This window comes from Magnetovibrio sp., from assembly GCF_036568125.1.
Taxonomy (GTDB): Bacteria; Pseudomonadota; Alphaproteobacteria; order Rhodospirillales; family Magnetovibrionaceae; genus Magnetovibrio.
Map to the genome: position 1 here is coordinate 282,460 of NZ_DATCTF010000015.1, position 17,427 is coordinate 299,886.

General features: G+C 53.5%; 15 protein-coding genes and 1 tRNA gene. 7 read left to right on the plus strand and 9 right to left on the minus strand.

Features of this window, described 5'->3' with window-relative positions:
* Positions 1–54 precede the first annotated feature (54 nt).
* The 7 genes from infA to VIN96_RS14080 all read right to left on the minus strand — a co-directional run bounded on the left by infA (position 55) and on the right by VIN96_RS14080 (position 4,967).
* Entirely contained in the window at positions 55–273 is a 219-nt protein-coding gene (gene infA, locus VIN96_RS14050; RefSeq protein ID WP_331896949.1) for a translation initiation factor IF-1, read from the minus strand.
* 94 nt (positions 274–367) lie between these two features.
* Positions 368–820: an arsenate reductase ArsC gene (locus VIN96_RS14055; protein WP_331896951.1), complete on the minus strand. Its 453-nt coding sequence runs from the start codon at positions 818–820 to the stop codon at positions 368–370.
* An 11-nt stretch (positions 821–831) separates the two neighbouring features.
* A complete protein-coding gene (locus VIN96_RS14060; RefSeq protein WP_414675618.1) occupies positions 832–1,317 on the minus strand; it encodes a UPF0262 family protein in 486 nt (161 codons plus the stop codon).
* 23 nt (positions 1,318–1,340) lie between these two features.
* Positions 1,341–2,639, minus strand: a complete 1,299-nt coding sequence (gene hisD / locus VIN96_RS14065; RefSeq protein ID WP_331896953.1) for a histidinol dehydrogenase — start codon at positions 2,637–2,639, stop codon at positions 1,341–1,343.
* The gene (hisG, locus tag VIN96_RS14070) at positions 2,623–3,297 is read right to left on the minus strand and encodes an ATP phosphoribosyltransferase (RefSeq protein ID WP_331896954.1); all 675 of its coding nucleotides are present in this window, start codon (positions 3,295–3,297) and stop codon (positions 2,623–2,625) included. Before hisG ends, hisD begins: the two co-directional genes overlap by 17 nt.
* 88 nt (positions 3,298–3,385) lie before the next feature.
* Positions 3,386–4,672 (minus strand): UDP-N-acetylglucosamine 1-carboxyvinyltransferase, encoded by a 1,287-nt coding sequence (gene murA / locus VIN96_RS14075; protein WP_331896955.1) that lies wholly within the window; start codon positions 4,670–4,672, stop codon positions 3,386–3,388.
* Positions 4,673–4,781: 109 nt separating this feature from the next.
* Positions 4,782–4,967, minus strand: coding sequence for a hypothetical protein (locus tag VIN96_RS14080; protein ID WP_331896957.1), 186 nt, complete (start codon positions 4,965–4,967; stop codon positions 4,782–4,784).
* A gap of 119 nt (positions 4,968–5,086) precedes the next feature.
* Here VIN96_RS14080 and VIN96_RS14085 point away from each other — a divergent pair.
* Positions 5,087–5,161: transfer RNA gene (locus VIN96_RS14085), tRNA-Thr, on the plus strand.
* 38 nt (positions 5,162–5,199) lie between these two features.
* On the opposite strand, the gene VIN96_RS14090 is transcribed toward VIN96_RS14085, so the two are convergent.
* On the minus strand, positions 5,200–6,096 hold the full coding sequence (locus VIN96_RS14090; protein ID WP_331896959.1) for a tyrosine-type recombinase/integrase: 897 nt from the start codon (positions 6,094–6,096) through the stop codon (positions 5,200–5,202).
* 8 nt (positions 6,097–6,104) lie between these two features.
* Positions 6,105–6,434 carry a hypothetical protein gene (locus tag VIN96_RS14095; protein ID WP_331896961.1) on the minus strand — a complete coding sequence of 110 codons (330 nt, stop codon included), beginning with the start codon at positions 6,432–6,434 and terminating at the stop codon, positions 6,105–6,107.
* Between the two features lie 629 nt (positions 6,435–7,063).
* Between VIN96_RS14095 and VIN96_RS14100 the strand changes: the two genes are divergently transcribed.
* The 6 genes from VIN96_RS14100 to VIN96_RS14125 form a co-directional block, all read left to right on the plus strand.
* Entirely contained in the window at positions 7,064–8,641 is a 1,578-nt protein-coding gene (locus VIN96_RS14100) for a type I restriction-modification system subunit M (RefSeq protein ID WP_331896963.1), read from the plus strand.
* On the plus strand, positions 8,641–9,897 hold the full coding sequence (locus VIN96_RS14105) for a restriction endonuclease subunit S (RefSeq protein ID WP_331896965.1): 1,257 nt from the start codon (positions 8,641–8,643) through the stop codon (positions 9,895–9,897). The genes VIN96_RS14100 and VIN96_RS14105 overlap by 1 nt, the downstream gene beginning before the upstream one ends.
* A gap of 8 nt (positions 9,898–9,905) precedes the next feature.
* Positions 9,906–10,595, plus strand: a complete 690-nt coding sequence (locus VIN96_RS14110) for an abortive infection family protein (RefSeq protein WP_331896966.1) — start codon at positions 9,906–9,908, stop codon at positions 10,593–10,595.
* The gene (locus tag VIN96_RS14115) at positions 10,592–13,483 is read left to right on the plus strand and encodes a type I restriction endonuclease subunit R (RefSeq protein ID WP_331896968.1); all 2,892 of its coding nucleotides are present in this window, start codon (positions 10,592–10,594) and stop codon (positions 13,481–13,483) included. The genes VIN96_RS14110 and VIN96_RS14115 overlap by 4 nt, the downstream gene beginning before the upstream one ends.
* Complete coding sequence (locus tag VIN96_RS14120) at positions 13,473–14,543, plus strand: DUF5655 domain-containing protein (protein ID WP_331896969.1); 1,071 nt, start codon at positions 13,473–13,475, stop codon at positions 14,541–14,543. The genes VIN96_RS14115 and VIN96_RS14120 overlap by 11 nt, the downstream gene beginning before the upstream one ends.
* 988 nt (positions 14,544–15,531) lie before the next feature.
* Positions 15,532–17,427 (plus strand): M10 family metallopeptidase (locus VIN96_RS14125; RefSeq protein WP_331896971.1); only part of this gene is annotated, 1,896 nt, incomplete at its 3' end.

The following is a 17,427-nucleotide window of genomic DNA, read 5'->3' on the forward strand; positions in this document are numbered from 1 at the left end:
GCGCAGACGTCCCTTTTCCTTCGCGATCAAAACCACACAAAGGCGTGGACGATCTTATTTGAAGCGGAACGTGATGCGACCCTTGGTCAGGTCGTACGGGGTCATTTCCACCGTCACCTTGTCACCCGCGAGAACGCGGATGCGGTGCTTGCGCATTTTGCCCGCCGTGTGGGCCAGGATCTCATGTCCGTTTTCCAATTCGACGCGAAACATCGCGTTGGGCAGGAGTTCGGTCACGACCCCGGAAAATTCAAGTACTTCTTCTTTTGCCATCAATCTCTCATTTGCTGTGCTCGAGGCGGCCCCATAAGTGGACAGTTGCGCCCCAAAGGTCAAGTTTTTTCCCACATTTGAGCGAAAAACATTCTCAAATGTCATACGCGGACGGCAACGGAAATTCCGTCTTGATCCGCTCCATCAGTTCATCGCGCACTTGTCTGTAGGCTTGCAAGCGTTCTTCGCGAGAGCCTTCGACGACACTCGGATCGAATGTATGCCAGAATTCCACCTCGCACGCCATATAGCGCGTCAGGTCCACAGCCTTGTGCTGAGCTTCCGGCGACAACGAGATCACCAGGTCGAACGAGCTGTCTTCCAAATCGTCGAAGGTCTTGGGCTGATGATCGGAAATATCGATGCCGATTTCATCCATCACCGTGACGGCGAAGCCGTCCACGTCCTGAGCCCGTACGCCAACCGAATCGACATAGACATCACGACCGTGAAAATGACGCATGATCGCCGCCGCCATCGGTGAACGGATGGAGTTCATCGTGCAGGAAAACAAAATGGCGCCCGGCATCGGTTTGGGTAGAGACATTCGCGAACCCCTCACCCGCGAATGTGCAGAACGCACACCAAAGTGAACAAACGTCGTGCGGTGTTGTGATCCAGTTCAGCCTTGTCCTTGAGGCGCTGTTCGAGAATTTCTGAGCCGTCGTTGTGCAAGCCCCGCCGCCCCATGTCGATGGCTTCGATCTGCGACGGGCTGGAAGTCTTGATGGCTTTGTAATAGCTGTCGCAGACCATCAGGTATTCGCGCACGATGGAACGAAACGGCGACAGCGCCAGCATGAAGCGTTTGATCGGCTGGTCATCGACACTGCGCACGTCGAAGGCAAGCCGGTTTTCTTCGATCGACAGGCGCAAGGTATACGGCCCCTCGGGACCGTCGATCAGGCTGAAGTGATTGTTTTCCAGCAAATCATAGATGGCGACCTTGCGTTCGTGTTCGACCTGCGGGCTACGGTTGACCACCGTTTGCTCGTCGAGAAAGATCTTTTGGATGCGGGCCTTGTCGGACATCTCGTCCCCCATTTCGCCGCCTGTACGCTGTTCAACTAGCCGCGGTTCAAACGGATCGACACGGACAAGCCGTGCGCTTGCAGACCTTCGGCGTCAGCCAGTTTTACCGCTGCCGGGCCGATTGCGTTCAAGCTGTCGGCGTCGCAACCGATGAACGTGGTGCGTTTCATGAAATCCAGAACGCCCAGGCCCGATGAGAACCGCGCCGTGCGCGAGGTCGGCAGGACGTGATTGGGGCCAGCGACATAATCGCCAATGGCTTCGGGCGTATATCGGCCGAGGAAAATCGCACCCGCATTGCGGATTTCGTGAGACAGGGCATCGGGATCGGCTACCGCCAGCTCCAGGTGTTCCGGCGCGATGCGGTCGACCAGCACCACACCTTGGCCCATCAGATCGTCGACGGTGATGACCACACCGTAATCGGACCAGCTGGCGCGCGCGATCTCTTCGCGGTCCAAGGTCTTCAAATGGCTTTCCACTGCCGCTTCGACACGGCTGGCAAAATCCTTGTCGTCGGTGATGAGGATCGATTGCGCGACGCTGTCGTGTTCGGCCTGGCTGAGCAAATCTGCGGCGATCCAACTGGGATCGTTTTCGCCGTCGGCGACCACCAAGATCTCGCTCGGTCCGGCGATCATGTCGATACCCACGGTGCCGAACACCTGACGTTTCGCCGCCGCCACATAGGCGTTGCCGGGTCCGACGATTTTGTCGACCGCCTTGATGGTTTCGGTGCCGTAAGCCAGCGCGCCCACGGCTTGCGCGCCGCCGATGCGGTAGATTTCGGTCACGCCGGCGATTTTCGCCGCCGCCAGAACCAACGGATTGATCACGCCGTCGGGCGTCGGCACCACCATCACCAGACGTTCCACACCCGCCACGTGGGCCGGAATGGCATTCATCAACACCGATGACGGATACGCCGCCAGGCCGCCCGGGACGTAAAGCCCTGCGGCTTCGACCGCGGTCCAGCGATAGCCCAGGCGCACGCCGTCGTCGTCGGTGAAGTCTTCCATATCGGGCAGTTGCCGTTCGTGGAAAGTTTCGATCCGCTCGGCGGCCAGTTTCAACGCGTCAAGCAGCTCCGGCTCGACCTTGGCCACCGCCGCATCGATCTCTTCGGCGCTGAAGGCCAAGTCGGCGGCGGTGAGATTTTGACGATCGAACCGGTTGGTGTATTCGACCACCGCCGCGTCGCCGCGCGTCGCCACGTCTTTCAAGATCGCCGCGACCGCTTCGTTCACATCGACGTCGGCTTCGCGTTTGGCGCCCAGGACCTCTCGGAACCGGGCTTCAAAATCGACATCGGCAATATCAAGACGCTTGGGCATCGATGGCCTCCCGGAAACGTTCGATCCAGCCGCCGATTTCGTCGGGGCGGGTTTTCCATGCGGTGCGGTTGACCGCCAACCGCGAGGTGATCTCGGCGATGGTTTCCACCTCGACCAAGCCATTGGCTTTCAAGGTCGCCCCGGTGGACACCAAATCGACGATGCGCGAGCACAGGCCCATCGCCGGGGCCAGTTCCATCGCGCCGTTGAGCTTGATGCATTCCGCCTGCACGCCGCGATGGGCGAAGTGCTTTTTGGTGATTTCCGGATATTTGGTGGCGACACGGACATGCGACCATGTGCTGGGGTCGTCTTCTTGGCCCAGCTCGACCGGTTCGGCCACGGCCATGCGGCAATATCCGATGCCGAGATCCAGCGGCGCGTAAATTTCCGGATTGTCGAATTCCATCAACACGTCCGCACCCGCAACCCCCAAATGCGCCGCGCCGAAAGCGACGAAAGTGGCGACATCGAAACTGCGCACGCGAATGATTTCCAGATTGGCGTGATTGGTGGCGAACGACAGCTTGCGCGACTTCGGGTCGTCGAAGTCGGCTTCGGGCTCGATACCGGCGGCGCGCACGATGGGCATTACCTCTTCGAGGATGCGGCCCTTGGGCAGCGCCAAAACCAAATTGTCTTTCGCAGATGCACTCACGTCAAATCTCCACACCCCCGATTATCGGGAAGGCGGCATGTATAAAGGGTTTTTCGGTTTGTTTCCAGGGTGCTTTGCGGGAATATGCTTATTCGCGCACCCGTTCGATTTGTGCACCGCACGCAGCCAGTTTCTCTTCCAGGCGCTCATAACCACGATCTAGGTGATAAACGCGGTTGATCACGGTCTCGCCCTCGGCCACCAACGCGGCCAAAACCAACGAACTCGACGCACGCAAGTCGGTCGCCATAACCTGTGCGCCGGACAGTTTTTTCACCCCACGCACGATCGCCGAACGCCCATGCACGTTGATGTCCGCGCCCATGCGCAGCAATTCTGGCACGTGCATAAAGCGATTTTCGAAAATCGTCTCGGTGATCATCGAAGCCCCCTGCGCCACCGATGCCAGCACCATCATTTGCGCCTGCATATCGGTGGGGAAGCCCGGATAAGGCTCGGTCATCACGTCGAATCCCTTGATCTCGCCGTTTTTTCGGCTGACGCGCAGGCCGTCCTCAACCTCTTCGACTTCGACCCCGGCGCGACGCATCACATCGACCACCGCTTCGATCAAGTCGATGCGCCCGCCCTTGAGCACCACATCGCCGCCGGTCACCGCCGCGGCGACCGCATACGAGCCCATTTCGATGCGATCCACCACCACCGCATAATCGGCGCCGTGCAGGCTGTCCACGCCTTGGACTTTCAAGGTGTCGGTGCCGATGCCTTCGATCTTCGCGCCCATGGCGACCAGACACTTGGCCAGATCGGTCACTTCGGGTTCGCGCGCGGCGTTGCCGATGACGGTTTCGCCGCGGGCCAAACACGCTGCCATCAAGATATTTTCGGTGCCGCCCACGGTGACCACGGGAAACAGCACGTGGCCGCCCTTCAGACCGTTGGGGGCCTTGGCCTCGACGTAACCTTCCGACAGCTCGATTTCCGCGCCCAGTGCTTCCAGGGCTTTGAGATGCAAATCCACCGGCCGCGTACCGATGGCGCAGCCGCCCGGCAACGACACCCGCGCGTGGCCGTGCTTGGCGACCAGCGGCCCCAGCACCAGAACCGACGCGCGCATGCGCCGCACCAGTTCATAAGGCGCGGTGGTTTCGGACAGCCCCGACGCATTCAAAGCGAACACTCGGCCCATGTGCCCGCCGTTGGGCGCGTCGCCTTCCATGGATATGCTCACGCCCATTTCGCTCATCAAATGGGCCATGGTGGAAATGTCGGCCAGATGCGGCAGATTGGACAAGCGCAGCACGTCGTCGGTCAGCAGGCTGGCGGCCATCAACGGCAACGAGGCGTTTTTCGCCCCGCCGATGGCGATGGTGCCGTTCAAAGGCTTGCCGCCGCGAATCACGATCTTGTCCATGTGCTATCCAAAACTGGTCGTTTAACAGGGTTGTTGTGCCCGGCTTTTAGCCCAAGCCCCCTTGCGTCACAAGCCCCGCAAGACAATTGCAGCGCGCGGATGGAATACGTTACTCGGTCTCGGTGGCTTTTTCAGGGCCGGATTCCGGGTTGCCTGCGGTCTTTGCCCGGGTGCGGCTTTGCTGTTTGCGCTTTTGCAAATTGGCCCGCAAGGCCGCGTTGAGGCGTTCCTGACGCGCCGTTTGCGCATCCGAAGAAGGCGGGTTCTTGCCACTTTTGGGCTGATCGTCTGTCATGGTTGGTCATTCTTCATAATGGGCACCGAGGCCCCCACCATGGGACGTGAAAAAAATCGCGTCAAGGACGCTTGCCTTTCCCAATTCCCTGTGGCATGTTCCGCGCGCTTTCAGCATGTGCCGCCGTAGCTCAGGGGTAGAGCGCACCCTTGGTAAGGGTGAGGTCGACAGTTCAATTCTGTCCGGCGGCACCATTCTCTCCAATGACTTAGCCGGATTTTACTGACACCGTTTAGGCTGACTGTGCCGAAACTGTGCCATAGGCGTTTAAGGCCCCGATTGCCCGTTCTTGGAAGTCGGGGGCCAAGTGTGCGTAACGTTGCACCATTTCGAAGCTTTTATGCCCCGTCAGGTGCATCACCTCATACAAAGACACGCCTTGCTGAACGAGGCGTGAGGCGAACGTGTGACGCAGATCGTGAAAGCGGAAGTCTTCGACCTCCGCCCGTTTGCAAGCGCGCCCAAAGGCCGTTTTCACGTCCTTGATGGCTTGCCCGCGATAGGTGAACACCGGACCAGAGGCTTTAGGCTTCAAACCCTGCAGAATCCGTTTTGCGCGGTCCGTCAAGCGAACCGTGCGGTCTTCACCGTTTTTGGTCTTTCGAAACGTAACGAAACCGCGATCCAAATCGACGTTCTGCCAATCCAGTTTCAAGAGCTCGGACTTCCGCCCGCCCGTATCAACGGCGAAACCGATCAACGCCCGCAGATGCGGCTTACCTGCCATCAGCAAACGCTGTTCTTCTTCGACCGTCAGCCAACGGCATCGCCCCGGTTCAACCTTGATCCGGGGAAACGGCGGAACTTGAGCCAAGTACTCTTCACGAAACGCCTTGTTCAAGATGGCTTTGAGAACCGTGAGTTCCCGCAAGGCTGTTGCGGGTTTCATCCGTTCCAAAAGCTCATCCACCCATTTGCGCATAACGGCGTGGGTGACACCAGAAAGGCTCAGATCGCCGAAGCGGTCCAATAACCTTTGCAAGATATACTTATCACGCGCCTTATAGCCCACCGGATTGTCCCTTTGGCGTTCTTGTCCGTATCGCAGCGCCGCTTCCACGAACGGGACTTCGGGAATCACCGCGAAGTGCTGTTCCAAAAAGCTTTCTTGCTGCCATTTCGCCGCCAAAGCTTGGGCTAACTTTTTATCGTCAGTCCCAGTGCTTTTGCGGTGTCGGCGACCTTTCTGGTCTGCCCAATCAACCCACCACTTAGTGGAGTTTTTGCGTTGGTAGATACGCATGTTTGCCGTCCTTTCTGCTGAGCAGAAGTTCGGGCGCTGTTGTGCGCCTTATTCTGCTCTGCATAGGCCTCGATATCAACGGTGTCCCACCGTTTGCAGCGCGGCCCAAAATCCACAAACGGGATATCCAGGCTCATAAACGTATCCACGCACACGCCCAGCCACGCCGCCGCTTCATCCCGCGACAAATAACGCTTAACTGGCAATTGCACGTCCACGCCCATGAGCGTTCGAATCCCTTAACCATCCGTTTCGGAAAATTCCCAGAAAAGCCGGAAAATTTCCGTAATCCGTATACGTATACGGACCTCGGACCCTTAAGGTCCGGTTCCGGGAATTTCCCCTAGGGAATTTTCCGGAATGCCTTAACTAAGGGCCGTGTTCTACAGATTGGCCGAAACGATTTCGAAGGTCCGTTCCCTTAGCTAAGGGAAAGCGCCCAAGAGACATTCGCTAAGCTAAGCGAATCCTGTCCGGCCCATCCGTTACGGAAAAGGTGCCGAACTAGCTAAGCTAAGACCTCTTCCCGTTACGTTACGAAAGGAAGCCGGCCCACATTCGCGAAAAACCGCTTTCGATTCGTAACGTAAGGAAAGGCTATAGGAGGAAATTGGTGGACGTCTCGCTCCCGTACGGGTTTTAAACCCGGGTATTTTCCCCGGGAAATAAACCCGGAAAAACAAAAATCCCATACGGGAAATTTTCCCGGGATTTTAGATATTCCCGTTACGGGTTTTAAGCACAGAATATAGCATTCGGCTTAGGCAAGGCCGCATACCCCAATGCTACTCGTGACAACCCATAGGTATTGTGTGTATCTATTAACTGATATCAAAACAATCGAGTAGGCGGCATGACCGAAGAGCAAAAAAGACAGCTTGAGCAGCAACTTTGGAATATCGCCAACACTTTGCGTGGTCGGATGGATGCCGACGAATTCCGCGACTACATCCTTGGCTTCATCTTCTACAAATACCTCTCAGAGAAAATGTATGCCTACGCAAACAAAATTCTCGAACAAGACGAGATGCTTTACCTCCCTATTCTCGAAGGTGACGATGAGGGAGAGGAGATCATCGAGGCGGTCAAAGAAGAATCTGTTGCCGAACTCGGTTATTTTCTGCGTCCATCGGAGTTGTTTAGTGAACTGGCAAAGCGTGGGACCGCTCACGGCAAGGAGGACGCAAGCACCTTCATCCTCGATGACCTGACACGCATCCTCAACAATATTGAACATTCGACGCTAGGGACAGACAGCGAGGACGATTTCGACAAGCTGTTCGAAGACCTTGACTTAACTTCGACCAAGCTTGGTCGGACGGAGAAGGCCAAAAACGATGTTATCGTTCGGGTGCTCATGCACCTCAACGAAATCGACTTCGAACTCTACAAATCCGATTCCGACGTGTTGGGCGACGCCTATGAATACCTCATCGGCAAATTCGCAGCGGGGGCCGGAAAAAAGGCCGGGGAATTCTATACGCCACGTGAAGTCTCAACGATATTGGCTCGCATCGTAACGGGCGGAAAGCGCATTAAAAACGTTTATGATCCGACCTGCGGTTCTGGTTCCTTGTTGCTCCGAGTGGCACGGGAAGCGGAAAACTCGGAATCCGTAGAGTTCTTCGGGCAGGAGATGAATCGGACGACCTACAACCTTGCTCGAATGAACATGCTCCTACACGGCGTTCATTATTCACGGTTCGATATCAAGCAAGAGGACACACTTGAACATCCGCAACATCCATTGGATATGCGGTTTGAAGCCGTCGTAGCCAATCCTCCGTTTTCGGCAAAATGGAGCGCCAATGTTGCACTCGAAACCGATGATCGCTTTTCCCAATATGGGCGGCTGGCTCCGTCGTCAAAAGCGGATTTCGCGTTCGTTCAACACATGCTGCATTTTCTCGACGACAGCGGAACTATGGCCGTCATCCTGCCCCATGGCGTGCTGTTTCGGGGTGGTGCAGAAGCCCATATCCGACGCTACATCATCGAAGACCGTAACTGGCTGGATGCCGTCATTGGCCTACCCGCCAACATCTTTTACGGCACCGGAATTCCCACCTGTATCTTGGTCTTCAAGAAATGCCGAGAACGCGACGATATCCTGTTTATCGATGCAAGTGGCCACTATGAAAAACAGAAAAATCAGAACGTGCTTAAAGCAGAAGACGTCTCTCGTATTATTGAAACCTTAGAAGAGCGCAAGGAAGTTGAAAAGTATAGTCATTGCGCCTTAATGGCTGAGGTCAAGGAGAATGAATTTAATCTCAACATCCCACGCTATGTGGATGCATTTGAGCCGGATGAACCGGTTGACCTCGACGCAGTGACCCGTGAGTTGACGGCGCTGGAACCGTTATTAACGGAAAACGACGAGACCATAGCCAAGTTTTGTGCTGAACTTGGCATCAAGGCTCCTATCTAATGTCTGTACGCCACAAAATCTATCCAGACTCAGTCAAACATGGAATCCCTACATTGGGGCCTCTTCGACCTGGTTGGCAGCGGTTTCACATTGGAGACTTGTTTGAAGAGGCTCTCCGGCCGGTTCAAATGGATGACCAAACTGAGTATGATTTGATTACTGTAAAACGCTCCCGTGGAGGTGCGGTTAAACGGGAAACCTTGCTTGGGCGTGATATCGCCGTGAAAACACAGTTTCGCGTTGAGGCGAATGATTTCCTGATTTCCAAACGACAAATCGTTCACGGTGCATGTGCTGTCGTTCCACCAGAACTTGCTGGTTCAATTGTATCAAATGAATATGCAGTCCTAAGGTGCCGCTCCAACATCGACATTAGGTTTCTGAATTATCTATCTCATTCGATTTACTTTCAGGAAACGTGCTTTCACTCAAGTATTGGGGTTCATGTCGAAAAGATGATCTTCAAACTTGCGGATTGGTTTAATTGGGAAATTGACATTCCTGTAGGTGAGGAACAACAGCAAATAATAGACTTTTTGTCTTCGGTAGATCACCGGCTTTCTGCGTTGCGTAGAAAACGCAGCCTATTGGAGGACTACAAGCGGGGGGTCATGCAGCAGATTTTCTCACAGGAGATCCGCTTTAAACGCAAAGACGGTAAGAACTTCCCAATGTGGGAAGAGAGAGAACTAGGCAAAATTGGAAAAACATATGGAGGACTGAACGGCAAAAGCGCCAATGATTTTGGTGATGGATTTCCGTTTGTTACATACACGCAAATTTTTAGATCTTCATATGTACAGCCTGATGATTGCGGCCTCGTAAGAGTTGGAAAAAATGAAAATCAAAATGAGGTTCGAGTTGGTGACGTACTTTTTACAGCTTCATCGGAAACGCCAGATGAAGTCGGATATGCATCAGCAGTCTGCACTGAAATCCCGAAAACATATCTAAATAGTTTTTCATTTGGATTTAGGCCAAATAAAATTGACGATCTGATTCCCGAGTTCTCTCGATATCTATTTCGGAGCAACAAATACCGCGCACTAATATTTCCACTAGCTCAGGGCATAACTAGATACAACATTTCAAAGTCCAGTTTTTTGAAATTGAAACTATGTTTTCCTCATCCTGATGAGCAGCGGAAAATTGCAGACTTTCTCTCCGCTATTGATGCCAAAATTGATGCTGTAGCCGGACAAGCTAACCATACTGAGACCTATAAAAAAGGCCTCTTACAGCAGATGTTCGTGTGAGGCCGAATATGCAGCAAGCCACCGAACTCATCGTCAGCAACGCCGGGAAATATCCCGAATTCCGCTACTATCTCAGCATCATGAAGAAGGCGGAAATGAACCTGTCGAGCCAACCGGATATCTGTATAGAAACCTGCAAATCCCTGCTCGAAGGAATTTCGAAGTCGATCATTGAACGGCTCGACACGACCTCTGAGCGTAAGGAACTAGACAAAAAAGAGGTCGGCCCCCTCATCAAACAGGCGGCACGACTGCTCAAACAAGAAGACAATGTAATCGAAGATGATTTCGTCTCCCGGTGTTCTTCGTTGGCATATGCGCTGGCGACGCTTCGTAATGAGCGCGGGGACATATCCCACGGAAAGGCCGTTCCAAAGGCAACTGCAAGCAATGACCGTTTATCTTCGCTCTGCCTGTCGATGACAGGAAACGTGATTTGTTACTTGCTCGATGCTTTTTACGGCCTTGCACCACAACCTAAGCAGGCCGAAGCCAAATCCATTGAAATCATGGAGCAGGAACCAGACCTGCCTATCATCCCCTACGACGACAATACGGATTTCAATGATTGGCTGGATGGGAAATACCCGTTGCCGGAAGGTCGGTTGATCTACAGCAACGCCTTATACGAACTGTACTATGAAGACTATATAATTCAGCTTGAGGAGTTCCGTGAAAACCTAGGGGAAGAAGCATGACGCAGTCCGAAGCGGAACTCGAAAAGAACCTTGTTAAACGGCTCAGCGGCCTTGGTTACGACACAGTGACCATCCGCGATAGCGAAGAATTGTTGACGAATCTTCGCACGCAGCTATCCAAGCACAACGAAGCAGCTTTAGGCGATAACCCGTTTACCGATGGTGAATTCGAAAAGGTCCTCAATCACCTCGATAAGGGCAATGTCTTCGACCGTGCCAAAACGTTGCGGGATCGTTTTGCTCTAACCCGTGACGACGGTTCGACGGCTTACATTCAGTTCATCAACATGGATGAATGGTGCCGTAACGAATATCAGGTCACGCACCAAATTACCCAGGAAGGTACGTACAAAAACCGCTACGACGTAACGCTTCTCATAAATGGCTTGCCGCTTGTTCAGATCGAACTCAAGCGCCGTGGCATAGAAATGAAAGAAGCGTTCAATCAGATCAATCGCTATCAGCGGCATTCCTTCTGGTCGGCGCGTGGTCTATTCAACTACGTGCAGATATTCGTCATCTCTAACGGCGTCAACACGAAGTACTACGCCAACCAGCGGAAGCAGCACTTCAAGCAGACGTTCTTTTGGGCGAAGACGGACAACAAACTTGTTACACATCTGGATGAATTTACCGACGATTTTTTGGAGAAATGCCACGTCTCCAAGATGATTTGCCGCTATATCGTGTTGCAGGAGGCCGACCGCATTTTGATGGTGCTGCGGCCCTATCAGTACTACGCGGTTGAGCGCATCGTCGAACAGGTTAAGGCCAGCCGAAAGAACGGCTATATCTGGCACACGACGGGTTCGGGCAAGACGCTCACCAGCTTCAAGGCCGCACAGATTTTGACAAGCTTCCCTAAGGTGACGAAGGTTGTCTTCGTGGTGGATCGCGCTGACCTGGACTACCAGACCACGCGGGAATTCAATCATTTCGCCAAGGGAAGCGTTGACGGAACGAACAATACCCGCGAACTCGTCAAGCAGTTTGGGAATACGGGAACCAAGCTAATCGTCACGACGATCCAGAAGCTTAATAACGCCGTCAACAACGACCGCTATGACGAGACCATGCAGGCCCTCAAGGATGAGCGTATCGTCTTCATCTTCGACGAATGCCATCGCTCGCAATTTGGCGAAACGCACAAGCGCATTACCGAGTATTTCAGCCATGCCCAAATGTTCGGTTTCACCGGCACGCCGATCTTTGCCGACAATGCGGCACGGAACGCTTTGGGCATGCGCACCACGAAAGACTTGTTCGGCGAACAGCTACATCAATACGTCATCACCGATGCTATCCGCGACCAGAACGTTCTGAAATTCTCCGTCGAGTATTGGGGGAAGCTCCGGCGGAAAGACGGTAGCCTGATCGACGAGAAAGTCGCCGGGATCGACACGAAGGAATTTTTCGAAAACCCTGACCGGACGGAAGGCATTGTCGATTGGGTCATCGCCAATCATGGACGAAAGACTCACAGCAAAGACTTCACCGCCATGATGGCGGTGGGCAGCGTCGATATGCTCATCCAATACTACGAACAATTCAAAGCGAAGCGTGAAGCCGGGCTCCATGACCTTCGCATTGCGGCGATTTTCACCTTCGCGGCGAACGAAGATGACAAGGATGCGGACGGCCTTATTGGCGACCCTGATTTCAATATCACCAGTAGCGCGCCGGAAAACAGGCACAGTCGTGAAATGCTCGACGAGTTCATTGCCGATTACAACAGGCAGTACGGAACGAATTTCAGCACGAAATCGAACGACGGTTTCTACAACTACTACAAGGATATCGCCAAGCGCGTCAAAGAACGCGACAAGGAAGGTTTTCAGGACAAAGACCGCGTTGACGTTCTACTCGTCGTCAATATGTACCTGACCGGCTTTGATGCGAAGAAGGTCAATACGCTCTACGTTGATAAGAACTTGCGATATCACGGCCTTATTCAAGCCTATTCACGCACGAACCGGATTCTGAATGACGTTAAGAGCCAGGGGAATATCGTCTGTTTCCGCAATCTCAAGGCCAACACAGACGAAGCGATTGCCCTGTTTTCCGACAAAAACGCCAGCGAAGAAATTCTGATCGAACCCTATGAGGTCTATGTCGATCAATTCAATGAGGGTGTGAAGGAACTCCTGCAAATCGCACCAGCCCCCAAAGCCGTCGATACCCTCAAGGATGAGAACGAGCAGCTTGCCTTCATCAAGGCGTTCCGTCGGCTCATGCGGACCTTAAATGTCCTTACCAGCTTTTCCCAATTCACATGGTCCGATTTGTTTATGGACGAACAAACGTTCAACGATTTCCGCAGTAAGTATTTAGACCTGTACGACCAAACTCGCGCCAAGCCGGAACAGGAAGAAAAATCCTCGATTCTGAAAGAGGTGGATTTCGAACTGGAATTGATCCGCCGCGATGAAATCAATGTCGCCTATATCCTTGCGCTATTGGCAAAACTAAAGGAAGCGGAAGCCTCGGACGATCCCGACGAAAAGGCATCTGCCGATCAACGGCGCAAATCCATTCTCGATTTTCTGGGGTCTGAACCGCAGCTTCGCAGCAAGCGCGAACTGATCGAAAAATTCATCAATAATAATCTGCCCAAGATTCAATCCGCCGACGAGGTGGAGGGAGCGTTCGACGAATTTTGGACGGTGGAGCGGGAACGCACAATTCAAGCCCTATGCAATGATGAAGGCTTAAACCTTGACGTCATCTCCGAAATCATCAACGAATATCACTTCACCCAACGTGCACCGCTTCGGGAAACCATCGTTTCGGCCCTCATAGAAAAGCCCAAAGTTCGGGAACGGAAAAGCATCATCGAACGCGTGAAGCAGAAACTGTTGGATATCGTAGGAACGTTCGATGACAGATAAAACAGAACAGTCAAAAATCGAGAAGTTTTTCTGCAATGACTGCGGACAAAGAACAAAGCACTTTGTCCGAGCGGAATATTCAAAAATTGATAGCGATGACCATGCAATGGTTAGTTTCTGCCAACGACTTCTGATCATTGAATGCTGCGGCTGTGAACATCTAGCTTTAGTGAAGAAGACGCAATTTTCAGAGGATATCGATTTCCGTTACGACCCTTTGACTGAGGAGCACGTACCTGTCGAAATATGGGACGAGACTATTTACCCGCCCGTTAGCTATCGAAGCCCGCCACCCTGGTTTGACGACCTTCCCGACGACACGCTTCGCGAAATTTCGGCGGAAATCTACAAATCACTTCAAACGGGCTCGCACTATCTCGCGACTTTCGGCTCTCGCACATTGATCGACCGCCTGATTGTGCTGACTGTTGGCGATAAGAGCAATTTCCAGAAGGGGCTACAAGCATTACAAGATACCGGCATGTTGTCCCCTCACGAGCGGGACATTCTCCACCCCGTTGTTGATGCCGGAAATGCCGCAGCCCATCGCGGTTGGGCTCCTTCCAAAGAACAGCTTAAGGTAATCCTTGATACGGTTGAGGGCCTTATCCATCGCTTACTTGTTTTGCCAAAGCTTGCGGAAGAATTGGAAGAGGCTGTTCCTGGCCGGGGCGGAGGAGCGAAAGTCAGGATCGTCAAGCCGGTAATCACGGTCGAAGACAAAATCGAAGCCGCGCCAAAAGAGTTACGTGCCGTTTACGACGAACTTGCGGGCGTGCTGAAGGCATTGGGGGACGACGTAACCGTTCATCCGCAAAAGCACTACATGGCATTCCGCCGGAACCGAAATTTCGCCTCCGTGCAGATCTACAATCAGAAGCGAGTGATACGGGTCTACTTGAACCTCGACCCAGATTCTATCGAACTAAATGCAGACATGATGCGTGACGTTCGCCAAATCGGACATTTTGGGACGGGCGATTTGGAAATCACCATCAAAACGAAGAAAGATATCGAGAAGATGTCCGACTTTATCACGGCCAGCTATGCAGCATCATAGAAGAGCAATTACACCCTGGGAATATGCCCGCATTGAGTGAATGCGAGAGTTATGCTATACACATTAATGAGGCACTTAGGCAGCTTCCATGCTGGGTAAGCGCTGTTTTGACGAGCTTGAATTCAGTAGGACTCGTTCCCTTTTGCACACTCGCTTTTTTGGTTATCACATACGCTGACCAAATGTCAGGGAAAGGAAAGGGAAACATGAAAACTGACTGGATGAAAGACTTTGCTATTAGCTTTTTTGCAGGCATCCTCTCGTCACTGACAGTAGCTGCCTAAGTGCCCCAAACCTAAACTGCCTCGGCATGCATCGAGCGTTTGATGCACAGTTCACAGATTTCTACTTTGTCGTTTCCACAAACACTTATCCTTTGCGACTTCCTCGCCGTCTGGAACCTCAAATACATTTTGTCGCTTTAAGGCGTCTGAAACTCCAACAAAGTAACGCGCCGTTTGGAGTTATCCAACTACGGGGAACGTTCTGCCTGTGCCAAAACTGTGCCATGACCAGTCCGATTCTGTCCCTTTTAATCCCCGTTATTCGGATAAAGCAACAACAGCGCCCAAACAACGCATTGATTTTACTACTAATTAGAATTGAAACTGTGCCTTGGTAAGGGTGAGGTCGACAGTTCAATTCTGTCCGGCGGCACCATTCTCCCCAATGATTTACACCGAACTTGCTCTGCTCTGTTTAGGCCGACTGCGCCGAAACTGTGCCATAGGCGTTTATGGCTCCGATTGCCCGCGCCACCCAGCCCTCTTGCCACACCCTGTTGCGTCGCCCTACGCTATGGTCGTCACCACAGGGCGATTAAAGCGTTCAAAGCCTCTTATAGAAACCGGACTACATAGCAATAAGGTCTGGTCTATACGCCTTGGGGCGATATGGATTTCGCTTGAATAAAATTACATCGTCGGCGTAAAACCTCTATAAGCTTTATATTGTTACCCGCAATTCTCACTATGCTTGCCGAGGACACATGGCCTCCACACCAAATTCCAGTGGATCTCTGACATCCGTCCCCATCAACGGTAGTGGGAACAGTGCGATTGACGCTCTGACCTATGCAGGGGGATCGATCAATACGAAGTGGGGCGGCGCGATCGGCACCGGAACGACGGTGACCTACAGCTTTCCGGGCAGCAGCGGCACAAGTTACTGGGATACGGCCTCATACAGTTACGGCACGTCAGGGTCCGAACCGTATTCGATGACGTACTTCAATGCGACCCAAAAAGCCGCATTTCGCACGCTCGCAAATCTGTACAACGAAATCGCAAACGTCAATTTGACCGAAGTAGCCGACAATGCATCCGTCGTCGGCGATATTCGCATTGCGTTTAGCAACAACCTCATCGGCAGCGGTGCCAGTGGTTGGACTTATGCACACGCCTACACCGTCGGTTCTTCGGTAACGGCACTGCCGATGCACGGTGATATTTGGATCGAGCCTTCGTACAATTCCTCAGTTCCAGGATCGTATTCTGCACACGTTGTCGCGCACGAACTTGGTCATGCCTTGGGCCTGAAGCACACTTTTCAGGGCACGACATTGCCGACGGCGCAGGATTCTACGCAATACTCGCTCATGTCCTATACGGATTACAGTGCATATGGAACGTATTATCCTTATACGCCTCAGCTCTATGACGTCTTGACGCTGCAGTATTTATATGGCGCGAACATGACCACGCGTACAGGCAATGATGCCTATACGATCACGTCCATGTCCTACAACAACAGCGCATCTGCCGTCGTGGTCAGAACCATTTGGGACGCCGGCGGCAGCGATACCCTCAGCGCCGCCGACCAAACCTTGGCTGCGACCATCAATCTCAATGCAGGCAGCTTCAGTTCCATCGGCGTCAAGCAAGGCGGTGGGGCTGCGCTGAACAATATCTCTATCGCCTTCGGGGCCAGCATCGAAAACGCAACCGGTGGCAGCGGCAACGACACGCTGATCGGCAATGCCCTCAACAATATTCTCAATGGCGGTGCAGGCAGTGATGCCATGAACGGCGGGGCCGGCAACGATACCTATATTGTCGACAATGTCGGCGACACCATCACCGACAGCGCTGGCACCGACACGGTGGAAAGCTCGATCAGCTATACACTGTCGTCGACACTGGAACATTTGACCCTCACCGGCAGCGCGGCGATCAACGCCACTGGCAATGCGTCCGCCAATACACTGACCGGCAATGCAAATAACAACATCCTTGACGGCGGCGCAGGCAGCGACACGATGAACGGCGGGGCCGGCAACGACACCTATATTGTCGACAATGTCGGCGACACCATTACCGACAGCGCTGGTATCGATACGGTACAAAGCTCAGTCTCGTATACCCTCGCGACAAATTTGGAATACCTTACCCTGACCGGCACGAGTGCGATCAACGCCACCGGCAACAGTCTCGCCAACACCCTTACCGGCAATGCAAGCAACAACGTTCTTGATGGCGGCGCGGGGGCCGACACGTTGCGCGGCGGCGCGGGCGACGATGTTTACGTGGTGGATTCGGCATCCGACGTCGTGAGCGAGAACGCATCCGAGGGCACCGACGAAGTGCAGACTGCGCTGGCCTACACGTTGGGTACCAACCTCGAAAACCTCACCCTCACCGGCAGTGCTGCCGTGAACGGCACTGGCAACACATTGAACAACGTCATCACCGGTAACGCGGGCAACAACACGTTGAACGGCGGTGCGGGCAACGACGTCATGAGTGGCGGTGCGGGCGACGACACCATGATGTGCGATACGGCTGCCGACCAGGTTGACGGCGGCGACGGCACCGACACGGCCGATTACAGCGCCGTTGCCAGTGGCCTGTCCATCGACCTGCTCTACAGCGGCAGCGCGGTGATC

Excerpts from the sequence above, each read along its gene's own strand:
- infA (WP_331896949.1), bottom strand. The coding sequence starts at position 273 with ATGGCAAAAGAAGAAGTACTTGAATTTTCCGGGGTCGTGACCGAACTC.
- VIN96_RS14055 (WP_331896951.1), bottom strand. The coding sequence starts at position 820 with ATGTCTCTACCCAAACCGATGCCGGGCGCCATTTTGTTTTCCTGCACG.
- VIN96_RS14060 (WP_414675618.1), bottom strand. The coding sequence starts at position 1,317 with ATGGGGGACGAGATGTCCGACAAGGCCCGCATCCAAAAGATCTTTCTC.
- hisD (WP_331896953.1), bottom strand. The coding sequence starts at position 2,639 with ATGCCCAAGCGTCTTGATATTGCCGATGTCGATTTTGAAGCCCGGTTC.
- murA (WP_331896955.1), bottom strand. The coding sequence starts at position 4,672 with ATGGACAAGATCGTGATTCGCGGCGGCAAGCCTTTGAACGGCACCATC.
- VIN96_RS14080 (WP_331896957.1), bottom strand. The coding sequence starts at position 4,967 with ATGACAGACGATCAGCCCAAAAGTGGCAAGAACCCGCCTTCTTCGGAT.
- VIN96_RS14095 (WP_331896961.1), bottom strand. The coding sequence starts at position 6,434 with ATGGGCGTGGACGTGCAATTGCCAGTTAAGCGTTATTTGTCGCGGGAT.
- VIN96_RS14100 (WP_331896963.1), top strand. The coding sequence starts at position 7,064 with ATGACCGAAGAGCAAAAAAGACAGCTTGAGCAGCAACTTTGGAATATC.
- VIN96_RS14105 (WP_331896965.1), top strand. The coding sequence starts at position 8,641 with ATGTCTGTACGCCACAAAATCTATCCAGACTCAGTCAAACATGGAATC.
- VIN96_RS14110 (WP_331896966.1), top strand. The coding sequence starts at position 9,906 with ATGCAGCAAGCCACCGAACTCATCGTCAGCAACGCCGGGAAATATCCC.
- VIN96_RS14115 (WP_331896968.1), top strand. The coding sequence starts at position 10,592 with ATGACGCAGTCCGAAGCGGAACTCGAAAAGAACCTTGTTAAACGGCTC.
- VIN96_RS14120 (WP_331896969.1), top strand. The coding sequence starts at position 13,473 with ATGACAGATAAAACAGAACAGTCAAAAATCGAGAAGTTTTTCTGCAAT.